Source organism: Pseudomonas sp. KU26590 (assembly GCF_026153515.1).
GTDB lineage: Bacteria > Pseudomonadota > Gammaproteobacteria > Pseudomonadales > Pseudomonadaceae > Aquipseudomonas.
Genome location: NZ_CP110644.1, coordinates 1,498,604 through 1,522,059, shown reverse-complemented (window position 1 = coordinate 1,522,059; position 23,456 = coordinate 1,498,604). Strand labels below are relative to the sequence as shown.

Annotated in this window: 21 protein-coding genes; 8 read left to right on the top strand and 13 right to left on the bottom strand. The window is 60.5% G+C overall.

Annotated features, from left to right (window positions below; translation table 11 throughout):
* Positions 1 to 11 precede the first annotated feature (11 nt).
* Genes OKW98_RS06920 through OKW98_RS06910 form a run of 3 tightly spaced genes read left to right on the top strand, consistent with a single transcriptional unit; the run spans position 12 to position 3,630 of the window.
* Positions 12 to 1,439 carry a di-heme oxidoredictase family protein gene (locus OKW98_RS06920; RefSeq protein ID WP_265388502.1) on the top strand — a complete coding sequence of 476 codons (1,428 nt, stop codon included), beginning with the start codon at positions 12 to 14 and terminating at the stop codon, positions 1,437 to 1,439.
* 27 nt (positions 1,440 to 1,466) lie between these two features.
* Entirely contained in the window at positions 1,467 to 2,531 is a 1,065-nt protein-coding gene (locus OKW98_RS06915; RefSeq protein ID WP_265388501.1) for an imelysin family protein, read from the top strand.
* Position 2,532: 1 nt separating this feature from the next.
* The gene (locus tag OKW98_RS06910; RefSeq protein WP_265388500.1) at positions 2,533 to 3,630 is read left to right on the top strand and encodes a DUF1513 domain-containing protein; all 1,098 of its coding nucleotides are present in this window, start codon (positions 2,533 to 2,535) and stop codon (positions 3,628 to 3,630) included.
* A gap of 49 nt (positions 3,631 to 3,679) precedes the next feature.
* Here OKW98_RS06910 and OKW98_RS06905 read toward each other — a convergent pair whose 3' ends face one another.
* Together OKW98_RS06905 and OKW98_RS06900 are read right to left on the bottom strand one after the other, a co-directional pair.
* Entirely contained in the window at positions 3,680 to 4,357 is a 678-nt protein-coding gene (locus tag OKW98_RS06905; RefSeq protein ID WP_172609551.1) for a hypothetical protein, read from the bottom strand.
* Positions 4,358 to 4,463: 106 nt separating this feature from the next.
* Positions 4,464 to 5,153: a hypothetical protein gene (locus tag OKW98_RS06900; protein ID WP_265388499.1), complete on the bottom strand. Its 690-nt coding sequence runs from the start codon at positions 5,151 to 5,153 to the stop codon at positions 4,464 to 4,466.
* A gap of 341 nt (positions 5,154 to 5,494) precedes the next feature.
* Here OKW98_RS06900 and OKW98_RS06895 point away from each other — a divergent pair, with 341 nt between their 5' ends.
* Both OKW98_RS06895 and OKW98_RS06890 read left to right on the top strand, forming a co-directional pair.
* Complete coding sequence (locus OKW98_RS06895; protein WP_265388498.1) at positions 5,495 to 6,661, top strand: efflux RND transporter periplasmic adaptor subunit; 1,167 nt, start codon at positions 5,495 to 5,497, stop codon at positions 6,659 to 6,661.
* Between the two features lie 14 nt (positions 6,662 to 6,675).
* Complete coding sequence (locus OKW98_RS06890) at positions 6,676 to 9,711, top strand: multidrug efflux RND transporter permease subunit (protein ID WP_265388497.1); 3,036 nt, start codon at positions 6,676 to 6,678, stop codon at positions 9,709 to 9,711.
* A 276-nt stretch (positions 9,712 to 9,987) separates the two neighbouring features.
* Here OKW98_RS06890 and OKW98_RS06885 read toward each other — a convergent pair whose 3' ends face one another.
* The 5 genes from OKW98_RS06885 to colR all read right to left on the bottom strand — a co-directional run bounded on the left by OKW98_RS06885 (position 9,988) and on the right by colR (position 13,764).
* Positions 9,988 to 10,215 (bottom strand): hypothetical protein, encoded by a 228-nt coding sequence (locus OKW98_RS06885; RefSeq protein WP_108120736.1) that lies wholly within the window; start codon positions 10,213 to 10,215, stop codon positions 9,988 to 9,990.
* Complete coding sequence (locus OKW98_RS06880) at positions 10,212 to 10,931, bottom strand: lipopolysaccharide kinase InaA family protein (protein WP_265388496.1); 720 nt, start codon at positions 10,929 to 10,931, stop codon at positions 10,212 to 10,214. The genes OKW98_RS06885 and OKW98_RS06880 overlap by 4 nt, the downstream gene beginning before the upstream one ends.
* A gap of 7 nt (positions 10,932 to 10,938) precedes the next feature.
* Entirely contained in the window at positions 10,939 to 11,607 is a 669-nt protein-coding gene (locus tag OKW98_RS06875; protein ID WP_265388495.1) for a class I SAM-dependent methyltransferase, read from the bottom strand.
* A 161-nt stretch (positions 11,608 to 11,768) separates the two neighbouring features.
* Positions 11,769 to 13,091 (bottom strand): sensor histidine kinase, encoded by a 1,323-nt coding sequence (locus OKW98_RS06870; RefSeq protein ID WP_265388494.1) that lies wholly within the window; start codon positions 13,089 to 13,091, stop codon positions 11,769 to 11,771.
* A complete protein-coding gene (gene colR, locus OKW98_RS06865; RefSeq protein WP_237250785.1) occupies positions 13,081 to 13,764 on the bottom strand; it encodes a two-component system response regulator ColR in 684 nt (227 codons plus the stop codon). The genes OKW98_RS06870 and colR overlap by 11 nt, the downstream gene beginning before the upstream one ends.
* A 235-nt stretch (positions 13,765 to 13,999) precedes the next feature.
* Between colR and OKW98_RS06860 the strand changes: the two genes are divergently transcribed.
* Complete coding sequence (locus OKW98_RS06860; protein WP_265388493.1) at positions 14,000 to 14,743, top strand: phosphatase PAP2 family protein; 744 nt, start codon at positions 14,000 to 14,002, stop codon at positions 14,741 to 14,743.
* 619 nt (positions 14,744 to 15,362) lie between these two features.
* Here OKW98_RS06860 and groL read toward each other — a convergent pair.
* From groL to OKW98_RS06835, 5 genes are all read right to left on the bottom strand, one after another.
* Complete coding sequence (gene groL, locus OKW98_RS06855; RefSeq protein ID WP_265388492.1) at positions 15,363 to 17,006, bottom strand: chaperonin GroEL; 1,644 nt, start codon at positions 17,004 to 17,006, stop codon at positions 15,363 to 15,365.
* Between the two features lie 49 nt (positions 17,007 to 17,055).
* Complete coding sequence (locus OKW98_RS06850; RefSeq protein WP_037014630.1) at positions 17,056 to 17,349, bottom strand: co-chaperone GroES; 294 nt, start codon at positions 17,347 to 17,349, stop codon at positions 17,056 to 17,058.
* 253 nt (positions 17,350 to 17,602) lie between these two features.
* The gene (locus tag OKW98_RS06845) at positions 17,603 to 18,109 is read right to left on the bottom strand and encodes an FxsA family protein (protein ID WP_265388491.1); all 507 of its coding nucleotides are present in this window, start codon (positions 18,107 to 18,109) and stop codon (positions 17,603 to 17,605) included.
* A 66-nt stretch (positions 18,110 to 18,175) separates the two neighbouring features.
* Entirely contained in the window at positions 18,176 to 18,907 is a 732-nt protein-coding gene (locus tag OKW98_RS06840; protein ID WP_265388490.1) for a HugZ family protein, read from the bottom strand.
* 222 nt (positions 18,908 to 19,129) lie between these two features.
* A complete protein-coding gene (locus OKW98_RS06835) occupies positions 19,130 to 20,137 on the bottom strand; it encodes a DUF481 domain-containing protein (protein ID WP_265388489.1) in 1,008 nt (335 codons plus the stop codon).
* A gap of 160 nt (positions 20,138 to 20,297) precedes the next feature.
* Between OKW98_RS06835 and OKW98_RS06830 the strand changes: the two genes are divergently transcribed.
* Both OKW98_RS06830 and OKW98_RS06825 read left to right on the top strand, forming a co-directional pair.
* On the top strand, positions 20,298 to 20,666 hold the full coding sequence (locus OKW98_RS06830) for an MGMT family protein (protein WP_265388488.1): 369 nt from the start codon (positions 20,298 to 20,300) through the stop codon (positions 20,664 to 20,666).
* 42 nt (positions 20,667 to 20,708) lie between these two features.
* Positions 20,709 to 22,274 carry an AmpG family muropeptide MFS transporter gene (locus OKW98_RS06825; RefSeq protein WP_265388487.1) on the top strand — a complete coding sequence of 522 codons (1,566 nt, stop codon included), beginning with the start codon at positions 20,709 to 20,711 and terminating at the stop codon, positions 22,272 to 22,274.
* 257 nt (positions 22,275 to 22,531) lie between these two features.
* Here the strand turns inward: OKW98_RS06825 and OKW98_RS06820 are convergent, their stop codons facing one another.
* Positions 22,532 to 23,380 (bottom strand): mechanosensitive ion channel family protein, encoded by an 849-nt coding sequence (locus tag OKW98_RS06820; protein ID WP_133772600.1) that lies wholly within the window; start codon positions 23,378 to 23,380, stop codon positions 22,532 to 22,534.
* Positions 23,381 to 23,456: the final 76 nt, after the last annotated feature.

The window sequence follows — 23,456 nt, the reverse complement described above, 5'->3', positions numbered from 1 at the left end:
GCAGGACCTGTATGACTGCGCGGCTCCGTCCTTCGTTTCTCCTGCTGATGGCGCTGGCCGTCAGTGGGTGCGATGACGCCCCGCGTTTCACCGCCGCCGAGCCGGGCGAGTCGCGTTCTGGCGGCGCCACCACCGTCAACAAAAGCGACCGCAACGCGTTTTCCCTGCCTTCGGCCAACCTGTCGCCCACCCGGCGGCTGGACTTCAGCGTCGGCAACAGTTTCTTTCGCAATCCCTGGGTGATCGCCCCCTCGACCACCACCGCGCGGGACGGTCTAGGTCCGCTGTTCAACACCAACGCCTGCCAGAACTGCCACATCAAGGACGGGCGCGGCCACCCGCCCGAGTCCGGCGCCGACAACGCCGTGTCGATGCTGGTGCGCCTGTCGATTCCCGACGACCCGGCATTCGCCGAGCACATCAAGCAGTTGGGCCTGACGCCTGAGCCCGTTTACGGCAAGCAACTCCAGGACATGGCCATCCCCGGCGTGACGCCTGAGGGCAAGGTGCGGGTCGACTACGATTCGATGACCGTGCATTTTCGCGACGGCACCCCGGTGCACCTGCGCCGCCCTACCCTGCAGATCACCCAGCCCGGTTACGGCCCGATGCACCCGCAGACGCGAGCTTCCGCGCGCATTGCTCCGCCGATGATCGGCCTCGGGCTTCTGGAAGCCATCCCACAAGCAGCGATTCTGGCCAACGCCAACCCGAACGATGAGCAGGGCACCGGCATTACCGGCAAACCCAACTGGGTCTGGGACGACGCGCAGCAGAAATCCGTCCTCGGCCGTTTCGGCTGGAAAGCCTCGCAGCCGAGCATCAAACAGCAGAATGCCCACGCACTGGCGGGTGACATGGGCCTGACGTCCACACTGATGCCGGTCGACGACTGCACGCCGTCACAGACCGCGTGCCTTGCCGCGCCCAACGGCAATGGCCCGAACGGTGAGCCGGAAGTCAGCGACAACATCCTGCGGCTGATCACTTTCTACACGCGCAACCTCGGCGTTCCGGCGCGTCGCGACGTGGCTGAGCCGCAGGTGCTGGCGGGCAAGAATCTGTTTTTCAAAGCGGGCTGCCAGCAATGCCACACCCCGCAATTCACCACCTCCGCCGACGCCGCCGAGCCTGAGCTGGCGAGTCAGGTCATCCGCCCCTACACCGATCTGCTGCTGCATGACATGGGCGAAGGCCTGGCCGACAACCTCAGCGAATTTCAGGCCAGCGGCCAACAGTGGCGTACGCCGCCTTTGTGGGGCATCGGCCTGACGCAAGCCGTCAGTGGCCACACCCAGTTTCTGCACGACGGGCGCGCCCGCAACCTGATGGAGGCCGTGCTTTGGCACGGCGGCGAGGCGCTGCCGGCGCAACGTCAGGTGCTGGCCTTCGACGCCGAGCAACGCGCGGCGCTGCTGGCGTTCTTGAATTCTCTCTAACGTATTTCTGAAGATAAGGAGTCGGGCATGTTCCGCCCCAAGTTGTTGCTCACCAGCCTCGCCGCATTGGCACTGGGCGCGTGCGCGCCGTCGGACCCGCAAGCCGTGACGTCTGCCGCCATCGCCAGTCAGGTCATCCTCCCGACCTACAGCCGTTGGGTCGATGCCGACCGGCAACTGGCGATCAGTGCGCTTTCCTACTGCCAGGGCAAATCAGACTTGGACACCGCCCGCGCGGACTTCCTCCACGCACAAAAAGCCTGGGCCGAGCTGCAACCGCTGCTGATCGGCCCACTCGCCGAAGGCAATCGCGCCTGGCAGATTCAGTTCTGGCCGGACAAGAAAAACCTCGTCGGTCGTCAGGTGGAACAACTGGTCACTGCACAGCCGCAGATCAGCGCCGACGCCCTGGGCAAATCCAGCGTGGTGGTTCAGGGCCTCTCGGCGTATGAATACATTCTGTTCGACGCCGACATCGACATGGCCAACGCCGAGCAGAAAGCCCGTTACTGCCCGCTGCTGGTGGCCATCGGCGAGCGTCAGAAGGCGTTGGCCGAAGACATCCTCAACAGCTGGAACAGCAACGACGGCATGCTCGCTCAGTTGAGCAAGTTTCCCAATCAGCGTTACGCCGACTCCCACGAAGCCATTGCCGAGTTGCTGCGCGTGCAAGTGACCGCGCTGGACTCGTTGAAGAAAAAGCTCGGCACCCCGCTCGGCCGTGGCACCAAGGGCGTGCCCCAGCCGTTTCAGGCCGAAGCCTGGCGCAGCAAGGCCTCGCTCAGCAGCTTGCAGGCGAGTCTGGCCAGTGCGCAGACCGTCTGGGCCGGCGTTGATAACAAGGGTTTGCGCGGGCTGTTGCCGAAGGAGCAGAAGCCTTTGGCCGAGAAGATCGACGCCGCCTACGCTGAGAGCAATCGACAACTGGCCGCGCTGAAACCGCCGCTCGCGGATCTGCTGGCCACCGAAGAAGGCCGCCAGCAGCTCAACGCTTTCTACGACAGCCTCAACGTGGTCCATCGCCTGCACGAAGGCGAACTGGCCAAAGCGCTGGGCATTCAACTGGGCTTCAACGCCAATGATGGTGACTGATATGTTGCGACGTCAGGCTCTGGGTCTGGGCAGCCTGCTGCTTAGCGCCGTCACGTTTGGCGGCTGGACGCTGTTCGCGAAAAAAGGCGAAAGCCCGCTGCTGCTGTCCGCCCGGGACGACGGCAATGGCCAGCACTTTGCCGTGGGTTATCGCGTCGACGGCACGCAGGTGTTTGCCACCGCCGTCGCCCAGCGCTGTCACGACATCATCAACCACCCAAACCTGCCGATCGCGCTGTTCGTCGCGCGCCGGCCGGGGACCGAAAGTTACCTGATCGACTTGCGCGACGGTCGTCTGCTGCAGACCATCACCTCGCAACCCCATCGACACTTCTACGGCCACGCGGTCATTCACAAGGATGGCGAATGGCTGTACGCCACCGAAAACGACACCACGGAACCGGGCCGCGGCCTGTTGGGCATCTATCGATTCGTGGATGAGCGGCTGCAACGCACCGGGGAAATTTCCACCCACGGTGTAGGGCCGCATCAGGTGTCATGGATGCCGGACGGCGAAACCCTTGTAGTCGCCAACGGCGGCATTCGCACCGAAGCCGAGAGCCGCGTTGAAATGAACCTCAACGCCATGGAGCCCAGTCTGGTGCTGATGCAACGCGACGGCACGCTGCTGAGCAAAGAGACGTTGTCGCAGCAGATGAACAGCGTGCGGCATATGGCGATCGCCAGCGACGGCACCATCGTCGCGGGGCAGCAGTTCATGGGGCCTTCCCACGAATCCGCCGAGCTGCTCGCCATCAAGCGGCCGGGCCAGCCGTTTCAGGCCTTCCCTGTGGCGGAGCAACAGTTGCAGGCCATGGCGCATTACACGGCCAGCGTCGCCATTCACAACGACCTGCGGCTGGTGGCGCTGACCGCGCCGAGGGGCAACCGATTCTTCATCTGGGACCTGGACAGCGGTGCGCTGAAGCTCGACGCACCGCTGCCCGACTGCGCGGGGGTGGGCGCCGTGCCGGACGGCTTCGTTGTGACCTCGGGTCAAGGGCGCTGCCGTTTCTATGACTGCCGCGAGACGGTGCTGGTCGCCAAACCGCTGGAGCTGCCGGCAGGGTTGTGGGACAACCATCTGCATTTGGTTTGATTGGGGATATGCGGCGGCCAGGCGGCGGCTGTGCAATGAGAAACCTCATTCATTTGCCGTCGCCCCCCAGGCGAACCTTCTGCATCTTTTCAAAGTCAGGCACCGCTCGTCCGTCGAACTGCTTCGTCCCATCGGGATAAACGAAAGTGATGTAATCACCCCTTTTGTGTTTTTTGGGCTCCGCCGATCGCACCACATAGTCTCTATGCAGTACGGGCTCGAAATATATGTTTCGAGCTTGACGTGCCTCGTAGGTAAACGTACCTCCTTCCTCATCGGCAAGCATGGCCCACTTCTGATGCCCCCGAATGTAACTTTCGTGTATCCATGGATAGTAATCTTTCACAACATTCAGATCAGGCCCCTCTGCCGTCCAGGAATAGCCCGTTTGAAGTTGAGGATTATTGTGATCGAACACCACAATGATGTTCCCACCTGCCCCCTCTATGACGTCCTCCCCCAAGACATTGGGCACAGGGTACGAAACGCCGAACCTTACGTTGCTTAAATGCCACTCGCATGGACCACCACCGTCAACAAATAACTGTGCGGTAAAGGTGTCGTCATTTCCTGCACGCTTGAGCTCCATCTCATACCCGTTGTATCCATCAAGCGGTTCGGGACGCCCGTTACTGTCGTGCGCAATGCGTTTACAGATTGAGGACCGGTACATGACATGCATTGAGTCAGTTATCAGGTCCTTGGGCACCTTGACCGTAATAGTCACCTTCTCGCCTCCCGGGGTGGGAGAAAAGCTGAGGTCTTTCGCGCAGCCACCCACGGAACCGAATATCAGAAGACAGGCCACGGTAGTTCTTGAACATGAAGCAATACTAAACATTCCATGCCCCTGATGTACTGACACTCGCATCAAGACGCAGCAAAGCTTCGGGGCCGCCTTCTGCTTGCCGCGTCACTTCCAGTGCAGCACAGACTTCCTCATGCATCACAAGAAACAGACGATTGCGTTCAAGCTCATCCAATACATGCCGTCGGTCGAGCGCTTCGTAAGGCGCGGTGAAACCCGAGAAGCTTGCGTCTGGAAAATGATAAACAGGCAATGGCTTGCGCTTCGCCAATTCAGGCCTGACAACCGGCAGCCCATCGCACAACTGCCCGATTCGCAGGTAGTGGTAATCATGGCCTTGCTCATGCGCTGTCTTTTCAACAGGCGAAAAACCTGAACGCTGCTCGCCATACAGCGGCGTGCTCTCACCGAACCCGGGCCTGTCGGGCTCTGGGCGCACAGCTCGCAAACGCCTTTGTGGCAGCACCTGAGCCAACGGCGTTGCCGGCATCAGCAAGGTCATGTCGAGTGGGTAAAGATCCTCAAGCCGAATAACACCTTCGGCATCGGTGATACCTGTGTATTCGGGAACGCATCCATCCCGCCACGGCAGATTGGCCAATGGCTTGCCGAGTTCGTCCACCAGTTGAAATTCAACCCAGTGTTTTTTCTGCGGGCCGGCGGTCACGGCCTTGTAGGTGCAAAATATATCGGTTTGGTGCTGTCTGTCGCTCATGACGGATCCTTCCTCATTGAAAGTATGAAGTTGCTTCAGGTAGTCGTGCATCGCGGCAGGCGGTAAGTCCGCTGCGCGTCAAAGCGAGCGAAGATGCGTGATTTGAAAGTGCGACTCCATAGGGGAAACACGAAGGGGACGCGTCCTAACGAAGATCCGGAATCGCCCTACACGAATCCAGATTCAGGGCACCACATTTATCAACGGTGCTGCCGGAGCGGGCAGGCGAGCTCCTACAGTCCGCGGGAAGCGCCCTCAAAATCCACCACTGCCACTGGCAACTAAATCGCGACAAGACTAACGTGCTCGCCTGATTCATCGGTTTTCCAAGGAAGTGGAATATGTTGCGTCGCCGCATGTTGATCATGTTGGGCATTGTCCTGATCGTGGTGCTGGCCCTGGGCGGGTACAAGGCGTTTTCGGTCTATCAACAGATCCAGCAATTCACGGCGCCGAAGCCGCCGATCAATGTCGCGGTGGCGGTTGTCGAGGAGCGCCCGTGGCAGAATCGTCTGCCGGCCATCGGCACGCTCAAGGCATCGCAAGGCGTGGATCTGTCGCTGGAAATCGCGGGCACGGTCAAGGCCGTGCAGTTCGAGTCCGGGCAGAAGGTCAAGGTCGGTCAGCCGCTGGTACAACTCGACAGCGATGTGGAAAAAGCCCTGCTCGGCACCGCCGAAGCGGACCTCGGTTTGGCGCAGGTGGAGTACGGACGCGGCAGCAAACTGGTGGGCGAATCCGCCATCTCGCGCGGCGACTTCGACAAGCTCGCGGCCACGCAGAAAAAAGCCGCTGCCACCGTCGCGCAACTCAACGCCTCCCTGGCAAAGAAGCGCATCCTCGCGCCCTTCAGCGGCACCATCGGCATTCGTCAGGTCGACGTCGGCGATTACCTTGCCAGCGGCACGGTGATCGCCACGCTCCAGGACCTGAGCAGCCTGTACGCCGACTTCTTCGTGCCGGAGCAGATGCTGCCGAAACTGGCCCTCGGCCAACAGGTGCAGGTGAGCGTCGCGGCCTACCCTGACAGCGTCTTCACTGCGCGCATCAGCGCCATCAATCCCAAGGTCGAAGACACCACCCGCAACGTGCTGATTCGCGCCACCCTGCCCAATCCCGACAGCCAACTGCTGCCCGGCATGTTCACCAGCCTGCAGGTGCTGCTCGGGCAAGACACGCCGCAACGGGTGCTGCCGGAAAGCACGATCACCTACACGCTGTACGGCAATTCGGTCTACGTCGTGGTGCCAAAAAAGAACGCCGACGGTCAGCCGGAAAACAACAGCAAAGGCGAGCCTCAGCTCATGGTCGAGCGGCGCTTTGTCGAGACCGGCGAGCGTCGCGGCGGGCTGGTGATCATCAGCAAAGGATTGAAGGCCGGCGAGCAAGTGGTCACCGGCGGTCAGCTCAAACTGGATAACGGTGCCGCTGTTGCTATCGCGGCGGACCCGGCGACAGCGCCAAAAACCACTCCGGCGGCGCAGAACAGTCAGCCCAAAGCGGACTGATCAAGGAATCGATCATGGCCTTTACAGACCCGTTCATCCGTCGCCCGGTGCTCGCCAGCGTCATCAGCCTGTTGATCGTGCTGCTGGGTTTTCAGGCGTTCAGCAAGCTGACCATCCGTCAGTACCCGCAGATGGAAAACGCCCTGATCACCGTGACCACGGCCTATCCCGGCGCCAACGCCGAAACCATTCAGGGCTACATCACTCAGCCTTTGCAGCAGAGTCTGGCAAGCGCCGAAGGCATCGACTACATGACCTCGGTCAGCCGGCAGAACTTCTCGGTCATTTCCATTTACGCGCGCATCGGCTCAAACAGCGACCGCCTATATACAGAGCTGCTGGCCAAGGCCAACGAGGTCAAGAACAAGCTGCCCCAGGACGCCGAAGACCCGGTACTGAGCAAGGAAGCCGCTGACGCCTCGGCGCTGATGTACATCAGCTTTTACAGCGCCGAACTGAGCAATCCGCAGATCACCGATTACCTGTCCAGAGTCATCCAGCCGAAGCTGGCGACGCTGCCGGGCATGGCCGAAGCCGAGATTCTGGGCAATCAGGTGTTCGCCATGCGCCTGTGGCTCGATCCGGTGAAGCTCGCCGGTTACGGCCTGACCGCCAACGACGTCACCGAGGCCGTGCGCAAGTACAACTTCCTGTCCGCGGCGGGCGAGGTGAAAGGCGAGTACGTGGTCACTAGCGTCAACGCCAGCACCGACCTGAAATCCCCCGAGACCTTCGCGGCCATCCCGCTCAAGACCGTGGGCGACAGCCGCGTGCTGCTGGGCGATGTGGCGCGGGTGGAAATGGGCGCAGAGAACTACGACACGGTCAGCTCGTTCGACGGCACGCCTTCGGTGTACATCGGCATCAAGGGCACGCCCAGCTCGAACCCGCTGGACGTGATCAAGGAAGTGCGGCGCATCCTGCCGGAGCTGGAAGCCCAGTTACCGCCGAGCCTCAAGGCGTCCATCGCCTACGACGCCACGCTGTTTATTCAGGCCTCGATCCATGAGGTGGTGAAGACCCTGATCGAAGCGGTGCTCATCGTCATCGTCGTGGTGTTTCTGTTCCTGGGCGCCCTGCGTTCGGTGCTGATCCCGGTGATCACCATCCCGCTGTCGATGATCGGCGTGCTGTTCTTCATGCAGTTGATGGGCTACTCGATCAATTTGCTCACGCTGCTGGCGATGGTGCTGGCCATCGGGCTGGTGGTGGACGACGCCATTGTGGTGGTGGAAAACATCCACCGTCACATTGAGGAAGGCAAGACGCCGTTCGATGCGGCGATCGAGGGCGCTCGCGAGATCGCCATGCCGGTGGTGTCGATGACGATCACCCTGGCAGCAGTGTATGCACCCATCGGTTTTCTGCAGGGACTGACGGGTGCGCTGTTCAAGGAGTTTGCGCTGACGTTGGCCGGCGCGGTGGTGATCTCCGGCATCGTCGCGCTGACCCTTTCGCCGATGATGTGCGCCGTGCTTCTGCGCCGGGACGAGAATCCCAGCGGTCTTGCGCACAAGCTCGATCACGCCTTCGAAAGCCTGAAAGGCCGCTACCAGCGCGTCCTCCATGGCACGCTGAACACGCGGCCGGTGGTCATTGTGTTTGCGGTGCTGGTGCTGTGCCTGATTCCGGTGTTTCTCAAACTGAGCCAATCGCAACTGGCGCCGGACGAGGACCAGGGCATCATCTTCATGATGGCGACCGCACCGCAGCCGACCAACCTCGATTACATGAACAAATACACCGACCAGTTCATCAGCATTTTCAAAGCGTTCCCGGAGTATTACTCGTCATTCCAGATCAACGGCTTCAACGGCGTGCAAACCGGCATTGGCGGTTTCCTGCTCAAGCCATGGGATGAGCGCAGCCACACGCAAATGGAGTTGCTGCCGCAGGTGCAGGCCAAGCTCAACGGCATCACCGGGCTGCAGATTTTCGGCTTCAACCTGCCGTCGTTGCCCGGCACCGGTCAGGGGCTGCCTTTTCAGTTCGTGGTCAATTCACCTGGCGACTACGCTGCGCTGCTGGAAGTGGCCGATCGCATCAAGAAACGCGCTTCGGACTCGGGCAAGTTCGCGTTTCTGGACATCGATCTGGCCTTCGACAAGCCGGAAGTAGTGGTCGACATCGACCGCGCCAAAGCCGCGCAGATGGGCGTGTCGATGCAGGACCTTGGCGGCAGTCTGGCGACGCTCCTCGGCGAGGCGGAAATCAACCGCTTTACCATCGACGGGCGCAGCTACAAGGTCATCGCGCAGGTCGAGCGCGCCTACCGCGACAACCCGGCCTGGCTGGCGAATTACTACGTCAAGAACGCCGACGGCAAGATGCTGCCGTTGTCGACGCTGATCACCGTCAGCGACCGGGCCCGGCCGCGGCAGCTCAATCAGTTCCAGCAGCTCAACTCGGCGATCATCTCCGGCTTCCCGCTGGTGAGTCAGGCTGAGGCAATTGAGCTGGTGAAACAGATCGCTATCGAAGAATCGCCGCCGGGTTTTGCCTTCGACTACGCCGGCGCGTCCCGTCAGTACGTCCAGGAAGGCAATGCGCTGTGGGTCACGTTCGGCCTGGCCCTGGCGATCATCTTTCTGGTGCTGGCCGCGCAGTTCGAGAGCTTCCGCGATCCGCTGGTGATTCTGGTGACCGTGCCGCTGTCCATCTGCGGCGCATTGATTCCGCTGTTCCTCGGCATCTCGTCGCTGAACATTTATACGCAGGTGGGCCTGGTCACGCTGATCGGGTTGATCAGCAAGCACGGCATCCTGATCGTGGAATTCGCCAATCAGCTGCGCCGCGACAAGGGCCTGACGGCGCGGGAAGCGGTGGAGGAAGCCGCAGCGATTCGTCTGCGGCCCGTATTGATGACCACCGCCGCGATGGTGTTCGGCATGGTGCCGCTGATTCTCGCGACGGGCGCGGGCGCGGTCAGCCGGTTCGACATCGGTCTGGTGATTGCCACGGGCATGTCGGTGGGGACGTTGTTCACGCTGTTTGTGCTGCCATGCGTGTATACGCTGCTGGCGCGGCGCGATGATGCGCAAGCCCGATAGCAGCGCCATCGGCGATGCGGGTAGCCATACGAGTACCGGTGCCTGACTCAAATCCGTAGGAGCCGGCTTGCTGGCGAACGCGACCGTCCCGATACATCGTCGGCGTTTGGCGTAAACGGTTCGCCAGCAAGCCGGCTCCTACAGATCACATCAAGCCGATAGATCTCATCAAGCCGATGCCCTGAGTACAAGAGGCACGCCAAGCACTGACACTTCAGGCTGCAACAAAAAAGGCCCCGATCTTCGGGGCCTTCTGGTCAGCGCAACAGGAAGGAATCAGCCTTGCGGTCCGCTCCCTTGGGCCAGGCCGAACATCAACAGCAGCAGATCGTGATCGGGCCGGGCCGTGTCAGACATTTTGGCCACCCGAGGCAGCGGGCAATGGCCTTCACCATGCACGGCACTCAAAATCTTTGGCCCGGGCTGATCCCAGGCGGCCAAAGCGATGGAGGTCACTCCCAACGCCCCGACCAAAAACAAACCTCGCGCCATTTCTAACTTCATCGCTGTAAACCTTTGATGGGCCTGCCAAACGCGGTCTCGTAAAAGTAGACCAGCTTGGTCCAGTCTGCAGGCTGAAACGACGAATGGCGACGTAGCTGTTTCATGTCGTGCTGAGCGGCGGCATAGGACGTGAGGCGCTGGCGGCACTTCTCGAGATCCAGCAGCGCGACCTCAGCCTTGGCATTGGCGCCCTCGCCCACGACGCGGACGAACACATGCTTGATGTAAATGCAGCTGTGCTGCCAGCGACCCTTGTGCATACGGGCCAGATTGCTGGCGATTTCCTGAAGCATCTGCTCGTACACCACTTCGCCGTGCTGCTCGCGACCGCCGGCGCGCAGCCAGTTTTCAAATTCGTCGAAGCCATCCAGCGAGGCCGTGACCAGCAACGCACGCCATTCGTTGTTCTCATCGCGCTCTGCGCCACAGAACACCATGCGCGGCACATTGACGTCGAGCTGGCGAAGGCCTTCGAGGGCATCTCGCTCGCGCAGCACCGTCGGACGGCCAAACGGGTGCAGCCAGCTGCGATAGATGTGGCCTGTCTGGCGCTTCACATACAGCAGCCGACCGTTTTCCGAGACGACACGCTGCACGCCACTTTCACCGCCACGGCGCACATTGGGTTCTTCGACCCACTCGCCCCGCGTGTTCCAGAAATAGGCGAAGCGGTCCTTGGCGGGAACGGCTAACTCTGTTGCGAAATCCACGGCCATCCTGTTCTTACCTCTTACGTAAAAGATACACACGCCACATGGCGTACATCGGCAGGAAATCCAGGCGCTCCTGAATCCGAAACCCTGCCTGTTCAAATTCGGCCTCTACGGTCGCCACCGGCAGCACGAAGCGATTCTGATAATCACGTTGCTGCCGGGAGCCCTCGGCGCGGCGACGCTTCCAGGCCTTGAAATTGCCATCAACCCACAACGACACGATCACGCTGTCCCGGCTCACCCGGTGAAACTCTTTCAGCAGCACGGCGCGGTCTTGCGCATTGCCGATGTGGTGCATCAGGCGCATGCAGAAGATGCTGTCGACGGCGTTGTCCGGCATCTCGATGGCAAACGCCGATGTCTGCAACGGCTGGACGCGTTTGACGACCTCGGCGGGTTGCGACTCGCAGGCGATCTTGACCATCGCTGCCGAGTTGTCCGCCCCGATGATCACCCGGTTGGCTTTCTCCGCCAGGACCGGCCAGAAACGTCCGGCGCCACAGGGCAGGTCCAGCACCAACCCCGGTTCGCCTGCCAGTGCCAGTGCGCGGCGAGCCAGCTGTTTGTCCCGGCGATCAGACAAGCGTCTTGCCAGTCCGTCGTTGTGTTTGCGCAAGTACCTTTTAGCGTGTTCGTCGTCGTATTTACGTGAAAAATCCAGCTCGATCCGCTTGCTCATGACTGCATCTCCAGAATTGAGATGGCCAAACTAGGCAGCGGAGCGTCACGTTCAGGTCACATCAATGTGAAAAAAACGTGCGAAAAAGTGAACATATGTTACGAGATTATTCAAGGACTTAGGGCCAGCATACGGCCATGTTCCGATGAGCCTAAGCACTTTTACACAGGCGATACATTTGCCGACGGCGACCGTATCGGCTCTTTAACAGGGCGCGAACCCATGTCTACGCTGAACCGACAGCCATTGGGCTCCATGGTGTCCAGGCTCACCGACCACCCCTGGTTTTCGCAAATGCGCTGCACCAACGACAGTCCCAGGCCCAGACCTTCGCCTCGTTGCTCGGTGCCGCGCACGAACGGCTGAAACATCGCCTCACGTTTTTCTTCCGGGATACCCACACCAGAATCCTCAACCATGAACCCGCCTTCGCGCAGTGTCAGGCGGATAAAGCCGGTGTCGGTGTAGTGCAACGCGTTGCGCAGCAAGTTGCCCATCACGGCATAGAGAAAGGTGGCGTTGTAAGCGGTTTCGGAGGGCTCGCCGGGCAGGTATTCCAGGGTCAGGCCTTTGCTTTCGATCGGCTCGCGCCACAGGCTGATGAGCTGTTGAGCGGCTCCCTGCAGCGTCAGTTGCGGGTAGAGGGCAAGGTCGTCGCGTTGAGTGCGGGCCAGCATCAGGAACGTCTGCACCAGATCGCGCATTTCTTCGCACGCCCGCGCCACGCGTTCGACCTGGGCCCGTGCGCGCTGATCCAGCGCCGGGTTTTCCAGCAGCAGCTCACAGGAACTGGCCAGCACCATCAACGGCGTGCGCAGCTCGTGGCTGACGTCGCTGGTGAACATCCGCTCGCGGGTCAGGGCATCACGCAGACGGCCCAGGGTCGCGTCAAAGGCCACCGCCAGCTCACCCACTTCGTCGGCGGCGTAATCAGGGGCCAGCGGCGGCGCAAGGCCGAGCAACTGATCGCGATGACGCACCTGCCGGGCCAGCCGCACCACCGGCGCCATCACCCGACGCGCCAGTATCCAGCCGAGGAAAATCGCCAGCGCCAGCGCCAGCACAAAGCCCACCAGCACGACGGCGAACAGCACGCGCTCACGCTCTTCAAAATCGCTTTGGTCCTGAAGCAGCACATAGTGGCGACCGTCGACGATCTCAACCATGGCGTGGTAGGACAACGGCCCGCGAAAGACTTCGTGAAAGCCCGACTCCAGATGACGAAGATCCTTCGGCAGCTCGAAGTCCCCCGGACCGCCGCTGAAGTAAAACAGCTGATCCGGTTCCGGGCGATGGTTCCAGTCGTTGACGCTGTCCATCAGCAGCAGACGGTTCAGGTCGCCGCCCAGCCCCGCTGAAATCAACTTCTCTTCGACCAGGTGCACCGTCGCGACAATGCCCATGGCGAAGCACCCGGCAACCAACGCACTCATCAGGGCGAAGGCAATGATGATCCGCTGGGCAAGGCTCTGCTTAAACTCCATCACGCCCCTCGGCGAGGCGGTATCCGACACCGTGAACGGTCTGCAGCAGCGGCTTGGGGAACGGCTTGTCGATGACCTGACGCAACTGGTGAACATGGCTGCGCAAGCTGTCGCTGTCCGGGCAGTCATCGCCCCACAGGGCTTCTTCGAGGACTTCACGACGCAGGACGTGCGGGCTCTTCTGCATCAACACCGCGAGCAACTTAAGCCCAACCGGGTTGAGTTTGAGCAGACGCCCTTCGCGGGTCACTTCCAGGGTGTCGAGATCGTAAATCAAATCGGCGACCTGCAAGGTCCGCCGCCCGCCGCCCTGAGCACGACGCAACACCGCTTCGATGCGCGCCGCCAGTTCCGACAGCGCAAAGGGCTTGAGCAGGTAGTCATCCGCGCCGGAGCGGAAACCCTGAAGCCGGTCGTCAAGCTGGTCGCGGGCAGTCAGCATGATCACCGGCGTATCGCGACGCGCGTCTTCACGCAGGCGCTTGCACAGGGTGTAGCCGTCGATGCCGGGCAGCATGATGTCGAGCACGATCAAGTCGTAATGCTCGGTGGCCGCCAAGTGCAGGCCGGACAGACCGTCTTGCGCGCAATCAACGGTGTAACCCTTCAAACCGAGGTAGTCGGCGAGGTTTGCCAGGATGTCGCGGTTGTCTTCAACCAGCAGAATTCTCACGGCGCGTATCTCCCTATGCGGTGTGGCGAGACCCGGGACACGGCGCGAGATGCCGCTCAACAAGGTCAGAGTTGGCGGCAGCTTACGGCGATGCGCGCTCAAGGGCCAGCGCCGACGTGCATAACGTTTTTTTCACTCGCGGTTCACAGCGCCACGACAGCGTTCTGCTCAGACTTCGCACCGCTCCGGCTCTATATACTCCCGCTCTCCCCTCGCCCACTACACGGGATTTGCCATGTCACACGCACTCGAACGGCCCGCCTCACGCCCGATCAACTTCTGGGTTTACCTGGGCATCCCGGCCGTCACCGCCATCGTCCTGATATTGCTGGAACTGACTTCGCTGGACATGGACATCGCCAAACTGGCCTACGACCCGGTCGCGGGCGAGTTCATCGGTCGGCACAGCTTCTTTCTCGAAGACATCCTGCATGACCGCGCCAAACAGGCCGTCATCGCGATTGGCGTGTTGTCCTTCGTCAGCTTCATCGCCTCGTTCTTTGTCAGTGCGCTGAAGCCCTGGAAGCGTGAACTGGGTTGCATGGTGCTGTCGATGGCGTTATCCACCAGCTTCGTCACGCCGGTGAAAGTGGTGACATCGGTGCAGTGCCCGTGGAGCCTGAAAGAATTCGGCGGCCAGGAAACCTACAGCGAACTCCTCAGCTCCCGCCCCCAAACCGACAAACCCGGCCGCTGCTGGCCCGGCGGTCACGCGGCGACGGGCTTTACCTTGTTCGCCCTGTTCTTCGTCTTCCGCGACCGCAAACCCCGCCTGGCCAAAGCCGGCCTGATCTTCGCGGCGGGCCTGGGCACCGTCTTCTCCATCGGCCGAATGCTTCAAGGGGCGCACTTCTTCTCCCACAACATCTGGACAGCCGTGTTCTGCTGGCTGCTTTGTTTGGGGGCGTACTACTTCGTGCTGTACCGGCCGGCGAAGAAGAAGGACGTGGCGGTGAGTGGAGAAGTGGTTTCGGGGTAGTAGCTATTTCAGGATGACGCGGAGCGTCACGGGATGCATGCCCACGCAGAGCGTGGGAACGATCCAGATCGATCTCATCCGGGCACGGCCAATTTGTAGGAGCCGGCTTGCTGGCGAACGCGGTGGGTCAGCCACGACAGTGTCGCCTGAAACGGCGCATTCGCCAGCAAGCCGGCTCCTACAGAGGAATGCATTCACTCAGTAGGACCGGCTTTAGCCGGGAAGCCGTTGATCTGCATCTGCTTTTGATCTTCGTACACAAAAAGCCCAGTCACCGCCAAACGCGACTTGGGTGCAGGCTGAACGCAGGTCTTGCGGAGTGGGCCGAGCGGCATGGATGCCGCGAGAGCGCCGTCAGGACATGGATGTCCGTTCGGCGCGGGCCCACGGAGCGAGGCCGGAGTGAGGGTACTCCGACGAAGGAGGAGCCCAACCAGGAGCAAGCACCCTTGGTTACTTGGGGTGCTTTTCCAAGTAACTCGCCGAAGGCGAAACGTCTGCCGTTAGGCAGACCCCAACGCGCACTTCCCCGCTGAACCCGCTCTTACTAAAAACAGAAAAGCACCCATAAAAAAACCCCGCCGAAGCGGGGTTTTTTCTACATCGGGGTACGGCTGGCTTACATCATGCCGCCCATACCACCCATGCCGCCCATATCAGGCATACCGCCACCCGCTGCCTTATCATCAGCCACATCAGCAATCATCGCCTCAGTAGTGATCATCAGACTGGCGATCGACGAAGCAGCCTGCAGAGCAGAACGCGTCACCTTGGCCGGATCGAGAATACCCATCTCGATCATGTCGCCGTACTCGCCGCTCGCAGCGTTGTAACCGTAGTTACCAGTACCTTGCTTGACCTTGTCGACCACAACACTAGGCTCGTCGCCCGAGTTCGCAACGATCTGACGCAGAGGCGCTTCAACAGCACGACGCAGCAGAGCGATACCGACGTCCTGATCAGCGTTGTCGCCACGCAGTTCGGAAATCGCCTGCAGCGAACGAACCAGAGCAACACCACCGCCAGGCACCACGCCTTCTTCAACGGCTGCACGGGTTGCGTGCAAGGCGTCTTCAACGCGGGCTTTCTTCTCTTTCATTTCAACTTCGGAACCAGCACCGACCTTGATCACTGCAACGCCGCCCGACAGCTTGGCCAGACGCTCTTGCAGCTTCTCTTTGTCGTAGTCCGAAGACGTGTCGCCGATCTGCTGACGGATCTGCGCGATACGACCGTCGATGTCGGCACGAACGCCAGCACCGTCGATGATCGTGGTGTTTTCTTTGTTCAAGATAACGCGCTTGGCATTACCCAGGTGTTCCAGGGTAGCGGTTTCCAGGCTCAGGCCGATCTCTTCCGAGATAACGGTACCGCCAGTCAGAACAGCGATGTCCTGCAGCATGGCCTTGCGACGGTCGCCGAAGCCAGGGGCCTTGACCGCTGCAACTTTCACGATGCCGCGCATGTTGTTCACGACCAGAGTCGCCAGTGCTTCGCCTTCAACGTCTTCAGCCACGATCAGCAGAGGACGGCCAGCTTTCGCAACGGCTTCCAGAACGGGCAGCATTTCGCGGATGTTGGAGATCTTCTTGTCAACCAGCAGCAGCAGCGGGCTGTCCAGCTCGGCAACCATGGTGTCCGGCTTGTTGATGAAGTACGGGGACAGGTAGCCACGGTCAAACTGCATGCCTTCAACAACAGACAGCTCGTTTTCCAGACCCGAACCTTCTTCAACGGTGATAACGCCGTCTTTGGTCACTTTTTCCATGGCTTCGGCAATGATGTCGCCGATGGAATTGTCCGAGTTGGCCGAGATGGTACCGACCTGGGCAATTGCCTTGGTGTCGGTGCAAGGCTTGGACAGCTTCTTCAGCTCGGCAACAATGGCGATGGTCGCCTTGTCGATGCCGCGCTTCAGGTCCATCGGGTTCATGCCGGCAGCGACGGCTTTCAGGCCTTCGTTGACGATGGCTTGAGCCAGAACGGTGGCGGTAGTGGTACCGTCGCCAGCGTCATCGTTTGCACGGGAAGCAACGTCTTTGACCAGCTGCGCGCCCATGTTTTCGAAACGGTCTTTCAGCTCGATTTCTTTGGCGACCGACACACCGTCTTTGGTGATCAGAGGAGCGCCGAAGCTTTTTTCGATGATGACGTTACGGCCTTTTGGGCCCAGGGTTGCTTTTACTGCGTCGGCCAGGACGTTGACACCAGCCAGCATTTTTTTACGGCCAGCATCGCCGAACTTAACTTCTTTAGCAGCCATGATCGTTATTCCTTAAATACTTTGTAGTAACGGGAAATGGGGTATCAACTCAGCCTTCGACGACCGCGAGAATTTCGTTCTCGCTCATCACCAGCAGGTCTTCGCCGTCTACTTTCACAGTGTTGCTGCCGGAGTAAGGGCCGAACACCACTTTGTCACCCACTTTCACGGCCAGCGCGCGTACTTCACCGTTGTCCAGGATGCGACCGTTACCGACGGCGAGGATTTCGCCACGGTTAGGTTTTTCAGCAGCCGAACCAGGCAGCACGATACCGCCAGCAGTTTTTGTTTCTTCTTCGCTGCGACGGATTACGACGCGGTCATGCAGAGGACGAAGCTTCATTGTCGATCTCCTAATTATGGTTTTTAAACGCCCGGTGCGAACACCGGCGGGTTAAAACATCCGGGCTTGCCGGTTACGGTTCGCGAGCGAACCGCAGAATACGGTCTGACGAAACGCGCCAGAAACCTTGCGGTGACCCATACATAAGGGCGAGCAAGCCGAATTCAAGGCTGACCGCAGAAATTTTTTGCATGAATAGCGGTCGCGAAAACGAGCACGGCACCCGCAGGTGCCGTGATGTGGAGACTTTTGATTACTTTTTATCCAGTGGCTCGTATTCGCCTTCGATCACTTCACCCTCGATGACTTCGGGGCGGCGTGCCTCAGGACGGGCAGCACCGGGGTGCATGGGGCCTGCCGAATTGGCCGCATGCATGTTCTCGGCAAACGCACGCTGGCGCGCAGCCTGGGCCTCTGCGCGGTTGCGCACCTTGCCGACGATCAGGCGACGGGTAAACGGCATCAGAAAAAGCAGGCCCAGCACGTCACTGATGAAGCCAGGCAGCACGAGCAAGCCACCGCCGATGGTCATCATCAAGCCATTGAGCATCTGCTGCGCGGGCAGCTCGCCACGGGCCAGACTCTGACGGGCGCTCAACGCGGTGGCCACACCGGCGATCCGTACCACGAAAACACCGAGCATCGACCCGGCAACGACCAGCAGGAAGGTCGGCAGGAAGCCGATCGACATCCCGACTTTCACCAGCACGAACAGCTCGAGCACCGGAAAAAGCAATAAAAGCAGAAGAAAAACGCGCATCAAGGTGAGTTCCTAAACGGAAGAAGGCTTCCAGTAGACCTTACGTGAAGTCGCAAAGTCGTTAATTCAAGCCTCGGCCTGTTCAAGTGTGGGCCATTTTTCAGCGTGAGCCAGTTGAACCAAGGCCTGGCGGACGTGTGTCGGCGTATTACAAGGTTCTGCGAAGGCCAGCCAGTACAGACTTTGACCTACGCGCAGGTGCATGCCCTCGCTGTCGATGCCCACCAGCGTGGCGGGCTCGGTCTTTGGCAAACCGGCCAGCTCGACGTAGTGGGCGATGGCCTTGGCGTGATCGTCATTCATATGCTCGACCATGCCGACCTCGGCAGCCCCGGCGAAGGGATTGGCCAACGCCGCGTCGTCCAGCCAGTGAATCGCGCCAAAGCCGCCGATGAAACGATAGCGCACCGGCTTCAGCACCCAGAAATCGAAATCGTGGGCGCTGTGGTAACTCTCGGATTCCGGGAAATAACGGTAGTAGCGCTGCGCGGCCGCTACAATCTGCGCCTCGTCGCTGAGCTTCTCGGCCTCGGCCACGAGCGTGACGCGACCGACTGCCTGCACATCCTCGGCGCCGCGCTCGCCCACCAATAGAGAGCACTTGGCGTCGAGCTGCAGGTTGTGGGTGTGTTGCGCGATGCGGCTGATGAGGATCAGCGGACGGCCTTGATCGTCCAGGCAATAAGGCACCACCGAGCCAAACGGGTAACCGGGCATCGACTTGGAATGGGTCGACAACACGCCACGGTATTCCTTGAGCAGCAAGGTACGGGCTTGCCGGTTGGCACTGGCGCTCATGTGGGGCTCCTGAACAGTAAAACGAAGGCATCGAGGGACGCGAAGCAGCAGACGGCGACCCATGCCACACGATAATCGTTATCGCCGGCAGGTGCCAGATTGAGCGGGGGTGACGATTGGGCGGAGAGTTCGCGTAAAAAGAAACGCTTAAAAAAAGAAACAAGCCGACGCGCGCAGATCAGGGTGTGATCTGCGCACGCTCATGCCTTGATGAGGCAGCTATTACCAGGAAACACCAAAACCGGCGGTGTAGCGGGTTTTGTCCAGGTCGCCGTTGTCGGAGCCGCTGATCACGTCTTTCTCGGCCTTGAGATTGAGGGACGCCCACTCGGTGACTTTGTAACGCAGGCCCACTTCCGTCTCGAGGCTGTAGTCAGCCACGCCGCTGAGAGGCTTACCAAGTTCACCGTTGGTGAAGAACTCGACCTTCTTGCCGATCAGGTAACGGTTGTAGTCCCAGGTGCCGGACACGGAGTAAAAGTTGTCCTTCTCGCCGTTGGAGTATTCGAAGTCAGTGCGGTTAAGCAGACCGCCGACTTTGAATGCGCCCAGTTCGTCGTCCCAGAACTGGTAGCCCGGACCGGTACCGACGGTGCGCTGACGGGACAGGTCTTCAATGGTGTCACGCTTGTAGGTGATGCGACCGTCCCAGAACCACTTGTCCGTGAAGAACCGGTCGACCGAGTATTCGGCGTCCCAGTTATTGGTGGTGGTCAGGTTGTCCTGCGACTCGCGGTTGTATTCGCCCTTGGCGTTGTGGCGCCACTGGCCATGGGTCGCAGAGGTCTTGAAGGCAATGTTGTAATCGTCGGTGTCGTTCTCGGCGCGCTGGAAGTCGAGCGCAGCGTCGATATTGCCCTTCCACACCAGGTCAGTGACCACCGGCTTGGGCTTGATGATCTGCTGAATGATTGCCAGTTCCACCGTCTTCGGCGCATCGCCGTTGGCCAGCGTGACCTTGCCGTCTTCGGCCGGTTGCAACGATTTGGAGATCTCGCCGGTGGTGGCGTCCTGCTTCACCAGAAGGTGCTGGTCACTTTCCAGCGTCTTGATTTCCTTCCAGTCCAGCGGGACGTCGCCTGCATATTTGGTATTGATCAGCAGCTTGCCGCCGTCGAAGAACTTGATGGTACCCGTCATTTTGTCGCCGTTTTTCAACCAGACGGTGTCAGCGAGCAATGGGGTAGAAGCAGTGGCAACAGCAACGCACAACAGGGTTCTGGACAACATAAGCAACGACAACGCTCTGGTTCGCGGGAAATCGGGCATTATCCGGATGGACAACGTCTTGGCAATCGGCAGACCGCCGGCACAGGTAACACTGACAGTAGGATGTTTCCCTAGTTCCTTGTCGAAAATTTCCGTTCATCCCTTTTACAGGAACGAATGCGTGATCGCACAATCTCCCGCGCATGACGACCCCACCGGCCTGTCCCCTGCAGAGGCACGGCGCACGGCGTTATACCTCACGCTGCATCAAGTACCTGAAGGCAAAGTGGTGAGTTATGGTCAACTGGCCGAGCTGGCCGGTCTGGGACGAGCGGCGCGCTTCGTAGGCAGGGCCTTGAGCCAGTTGCCGGACGGCAGCAGCCTGCCCTGGCATCGCGTGATCGCCGCTGGCGGGCGCATCAGCCTGGCGCCCGGAACAGTGTCGGGCGAGGAGCAACGCGCACGTCTACGTGCCGAGGGCGTGACCATCCGTAACAATCGTGTGGATATGCAGCGTCATGGCTGGCGCCCGACAGAGCACAACGGTTAGAGTGCGCGCTTTGTTTACGTAACCTGAGGCAGATTCCAGCCCATGCCCCGCAAAACCTGGCGCGCCGCGCTCGCCGCATATGCCAGCCCCTCTACGTTTGTGCTCTTATTGCTCGGCTTTGCTGCGGGCATGCCCTACATGTTGGTATTTTCCACGCTATCGGTCTGGCTGCGTGAAGCCGGCGTCGCGCGTGAAACCATTGGCTACGCCAGCCTGATCGGTCTGGCCTATGCCTTTAAGTGGGTCTGGTCGCCGCTGCTCGATCAATGGAGCCTTCCTTTGTTGGGCCGGCTCGGCCGACGGCGCTCGTGGCTGGTGCTCTCGCAATCACTGGTGATCCTGGGCCTGATCGGCATGGGATTCTGTGACCCGCAGCAGCATCTGTCATGGCTGATCGCGATTGCGGTGGTGGTCGCGTTTTCATCCGCGACCCAAGACATCGCCATTGACGCCTACCGGCTGGAAATTGCCAGCGACAGCCAGCAAGCCACGCTCGCCGCCAGCTACATGGCCGGCTACCGCGTCGCCGCCCTCCTCGCCACTGCCGGCGCGTTGTACTTCGCCGAAGGCTTCGGTTCGACCGGCTTCGCCTACAAACACTCGGCCTGGGCCGGCACGTATGTGCTGTTCGGTCTGCTCATGGTGCCCGCGCTGATCACCAGCCTGATCATGCGTGAACCGTCCGTACCGATTCGCACGCAGCTGTCGGCGGTGCGATACGGCTTTGCCCATCAACTGGCCTCGGTATTCGTGCTGATCATTCTGCTGGTCTCGGTGCCGGCGATGTTCACCCAGCTGTACAACACTGATTTCGCCAGCGTGCTGTTTCAGGGGACCACCTGGAAAGACCTGCTGATGGAAGACCGCGCCTTTCTGCGCGCGATCCTCTACACGCTGCTGACCGTGGCCTGCCTGTCGTCCATGGGCCGCCGCGGCCTGGCGCCGGTGCTGACGCCGATCAACGACTTCATCCTGCGTTATCGCTGGCAGGCCTTTCTGCTGTTGGGGCTGATCGCCACGTATCGCATGTCCGACACGGTCATGGGCGTGATGGCGAACGTGTTCTACATCGATCAGGGTTTCACCAAGGATCAGATTGCCAGCGTCAGCAAGATCTTCGGCCTGGTGATGACGCTGGCCGGCGCGGCGTTTGGCGGTCTGGCGATCGTGCGCTTCGGCATTCTGCCGATCCTGTTCATCGGCGGTGTCACGTCTGCAGCGACCAACCTGCTGTTCCTGATGCTGGCCGACATGGGCCCGAACCTGAAGATGCTCATCGTCACGATCTCGCTGGATAACTTCAGCTCGGGCCTCGCCACATCGGCGTTCGTGGCGTACCTGTCGAGCCTGACCAACCTCAAGTTCTCGGCCACCCAATACGCGCTGCTCAGCTCGATCATGCTGCTGTTGCCGCGTCTGATCGGCGGCTACTCCGGGGTGATGGTGGAGAAGCTGGGGTATCACAGCTTCTTCCTGGCGACCGCTTTGATGGGCGTGCCAACGTTGTTCATGATCGCCCTGCACTGGGCGCAGGAAGCACGCCGAGAAGCGCGGGAAGAGCGGGAAGAAGCCGAAGAGCCCGCCAAGCCTGCGGATTCAACTCTGTAAGGCGAACCCGACTCTGTAGGAGCGTGGCTTGTCCCGCGATCGGCTGCGAAGCAGTAGTAAAGCTTGCGACGGCCTTCGTTGCTGACGCACCGCACTCACCGGATTGACTGCCGCTGCGCGCCAAATCGCGGGACAAGCCACGCTCCTACGCCCTTCGGGCAGAAGCAAGCCTCAATCATGCAAAGGCACCAACACCCACTCAACAAAAAGCCCCGCACGCTCACGAGTCGGGGCTTTTTGGTTTCTGCGATCGAGCGTTACGCCTTTGCGGGCTGCTCATCCTGCACCACACGAATCACCCGCTGCGGGAACGGGATGTCGATGTTGGCCGCACGCAGACGGTCGCGGATTTCCGCGTTGAAGCGGTTCGACACGTCACCGAAGTCACCGGTCTTGGTCCACACACGCAGCGACACGGTAATCGAGCTGTCGCCCAATGCCGCGACCACCGCCTGTGGCGCCGGGTCCTGCAGGATGCGGGGATCATCCGCCATGTCCATCAACACTTGCAGCGCCTGCTTGAGGTCGGCGTCGTAGTCGATGCCCACGTCGAAGGTGATCTTGCGCGTCGGCTGACGGTTGGTGTTGGTGATGATGCCGTTGGACAGGTTGCCGTTGGGCAGGATCACCGTCTTGTTGTCGCCGGTGCGCAGCACGGTGTGGAAGATCTGAATCCCGTCCACGGTGCCGGATACACCCTGCGCTTCAATCCAGTCGCCAATGCGGAACGGACGGAACAGCAGAATCAACACACCGCCAGCAAAGTTTGCCAGGCTGCCCTGCAACGCCAGGCCGATAGCCAAGCCAGCTGCACCGATTGCAGCGACAAACGAGGTGGTTTCCACCCCGATCATTGAGGCGACGCTGACGATCAGCAGGATCTTCAGAATGATATTGGTGATGCTGCTGATGAAGCCCTGCAATGCCAGGTCGACGTGGCGCAGCGCCAACAGCGCGCCCACGCGGGAAGTCAGTCGATTGATCAGCCACCAGCCAACCAGCAAGACGACCACTGCCAGCAGCACTTTGCTGCCGTATTGCATGACCATCGGGATCCAGGCCTGAGACGCCTTCACCAGATGGTCTACCTGGCCGTTTAAATCCAAGTCCATCTATTTCTCCTCGGGGTCGCGACATGGAAGGCTGAAGCAACGGCGCCGAGTGGGCCCGTTATTTCAGCGA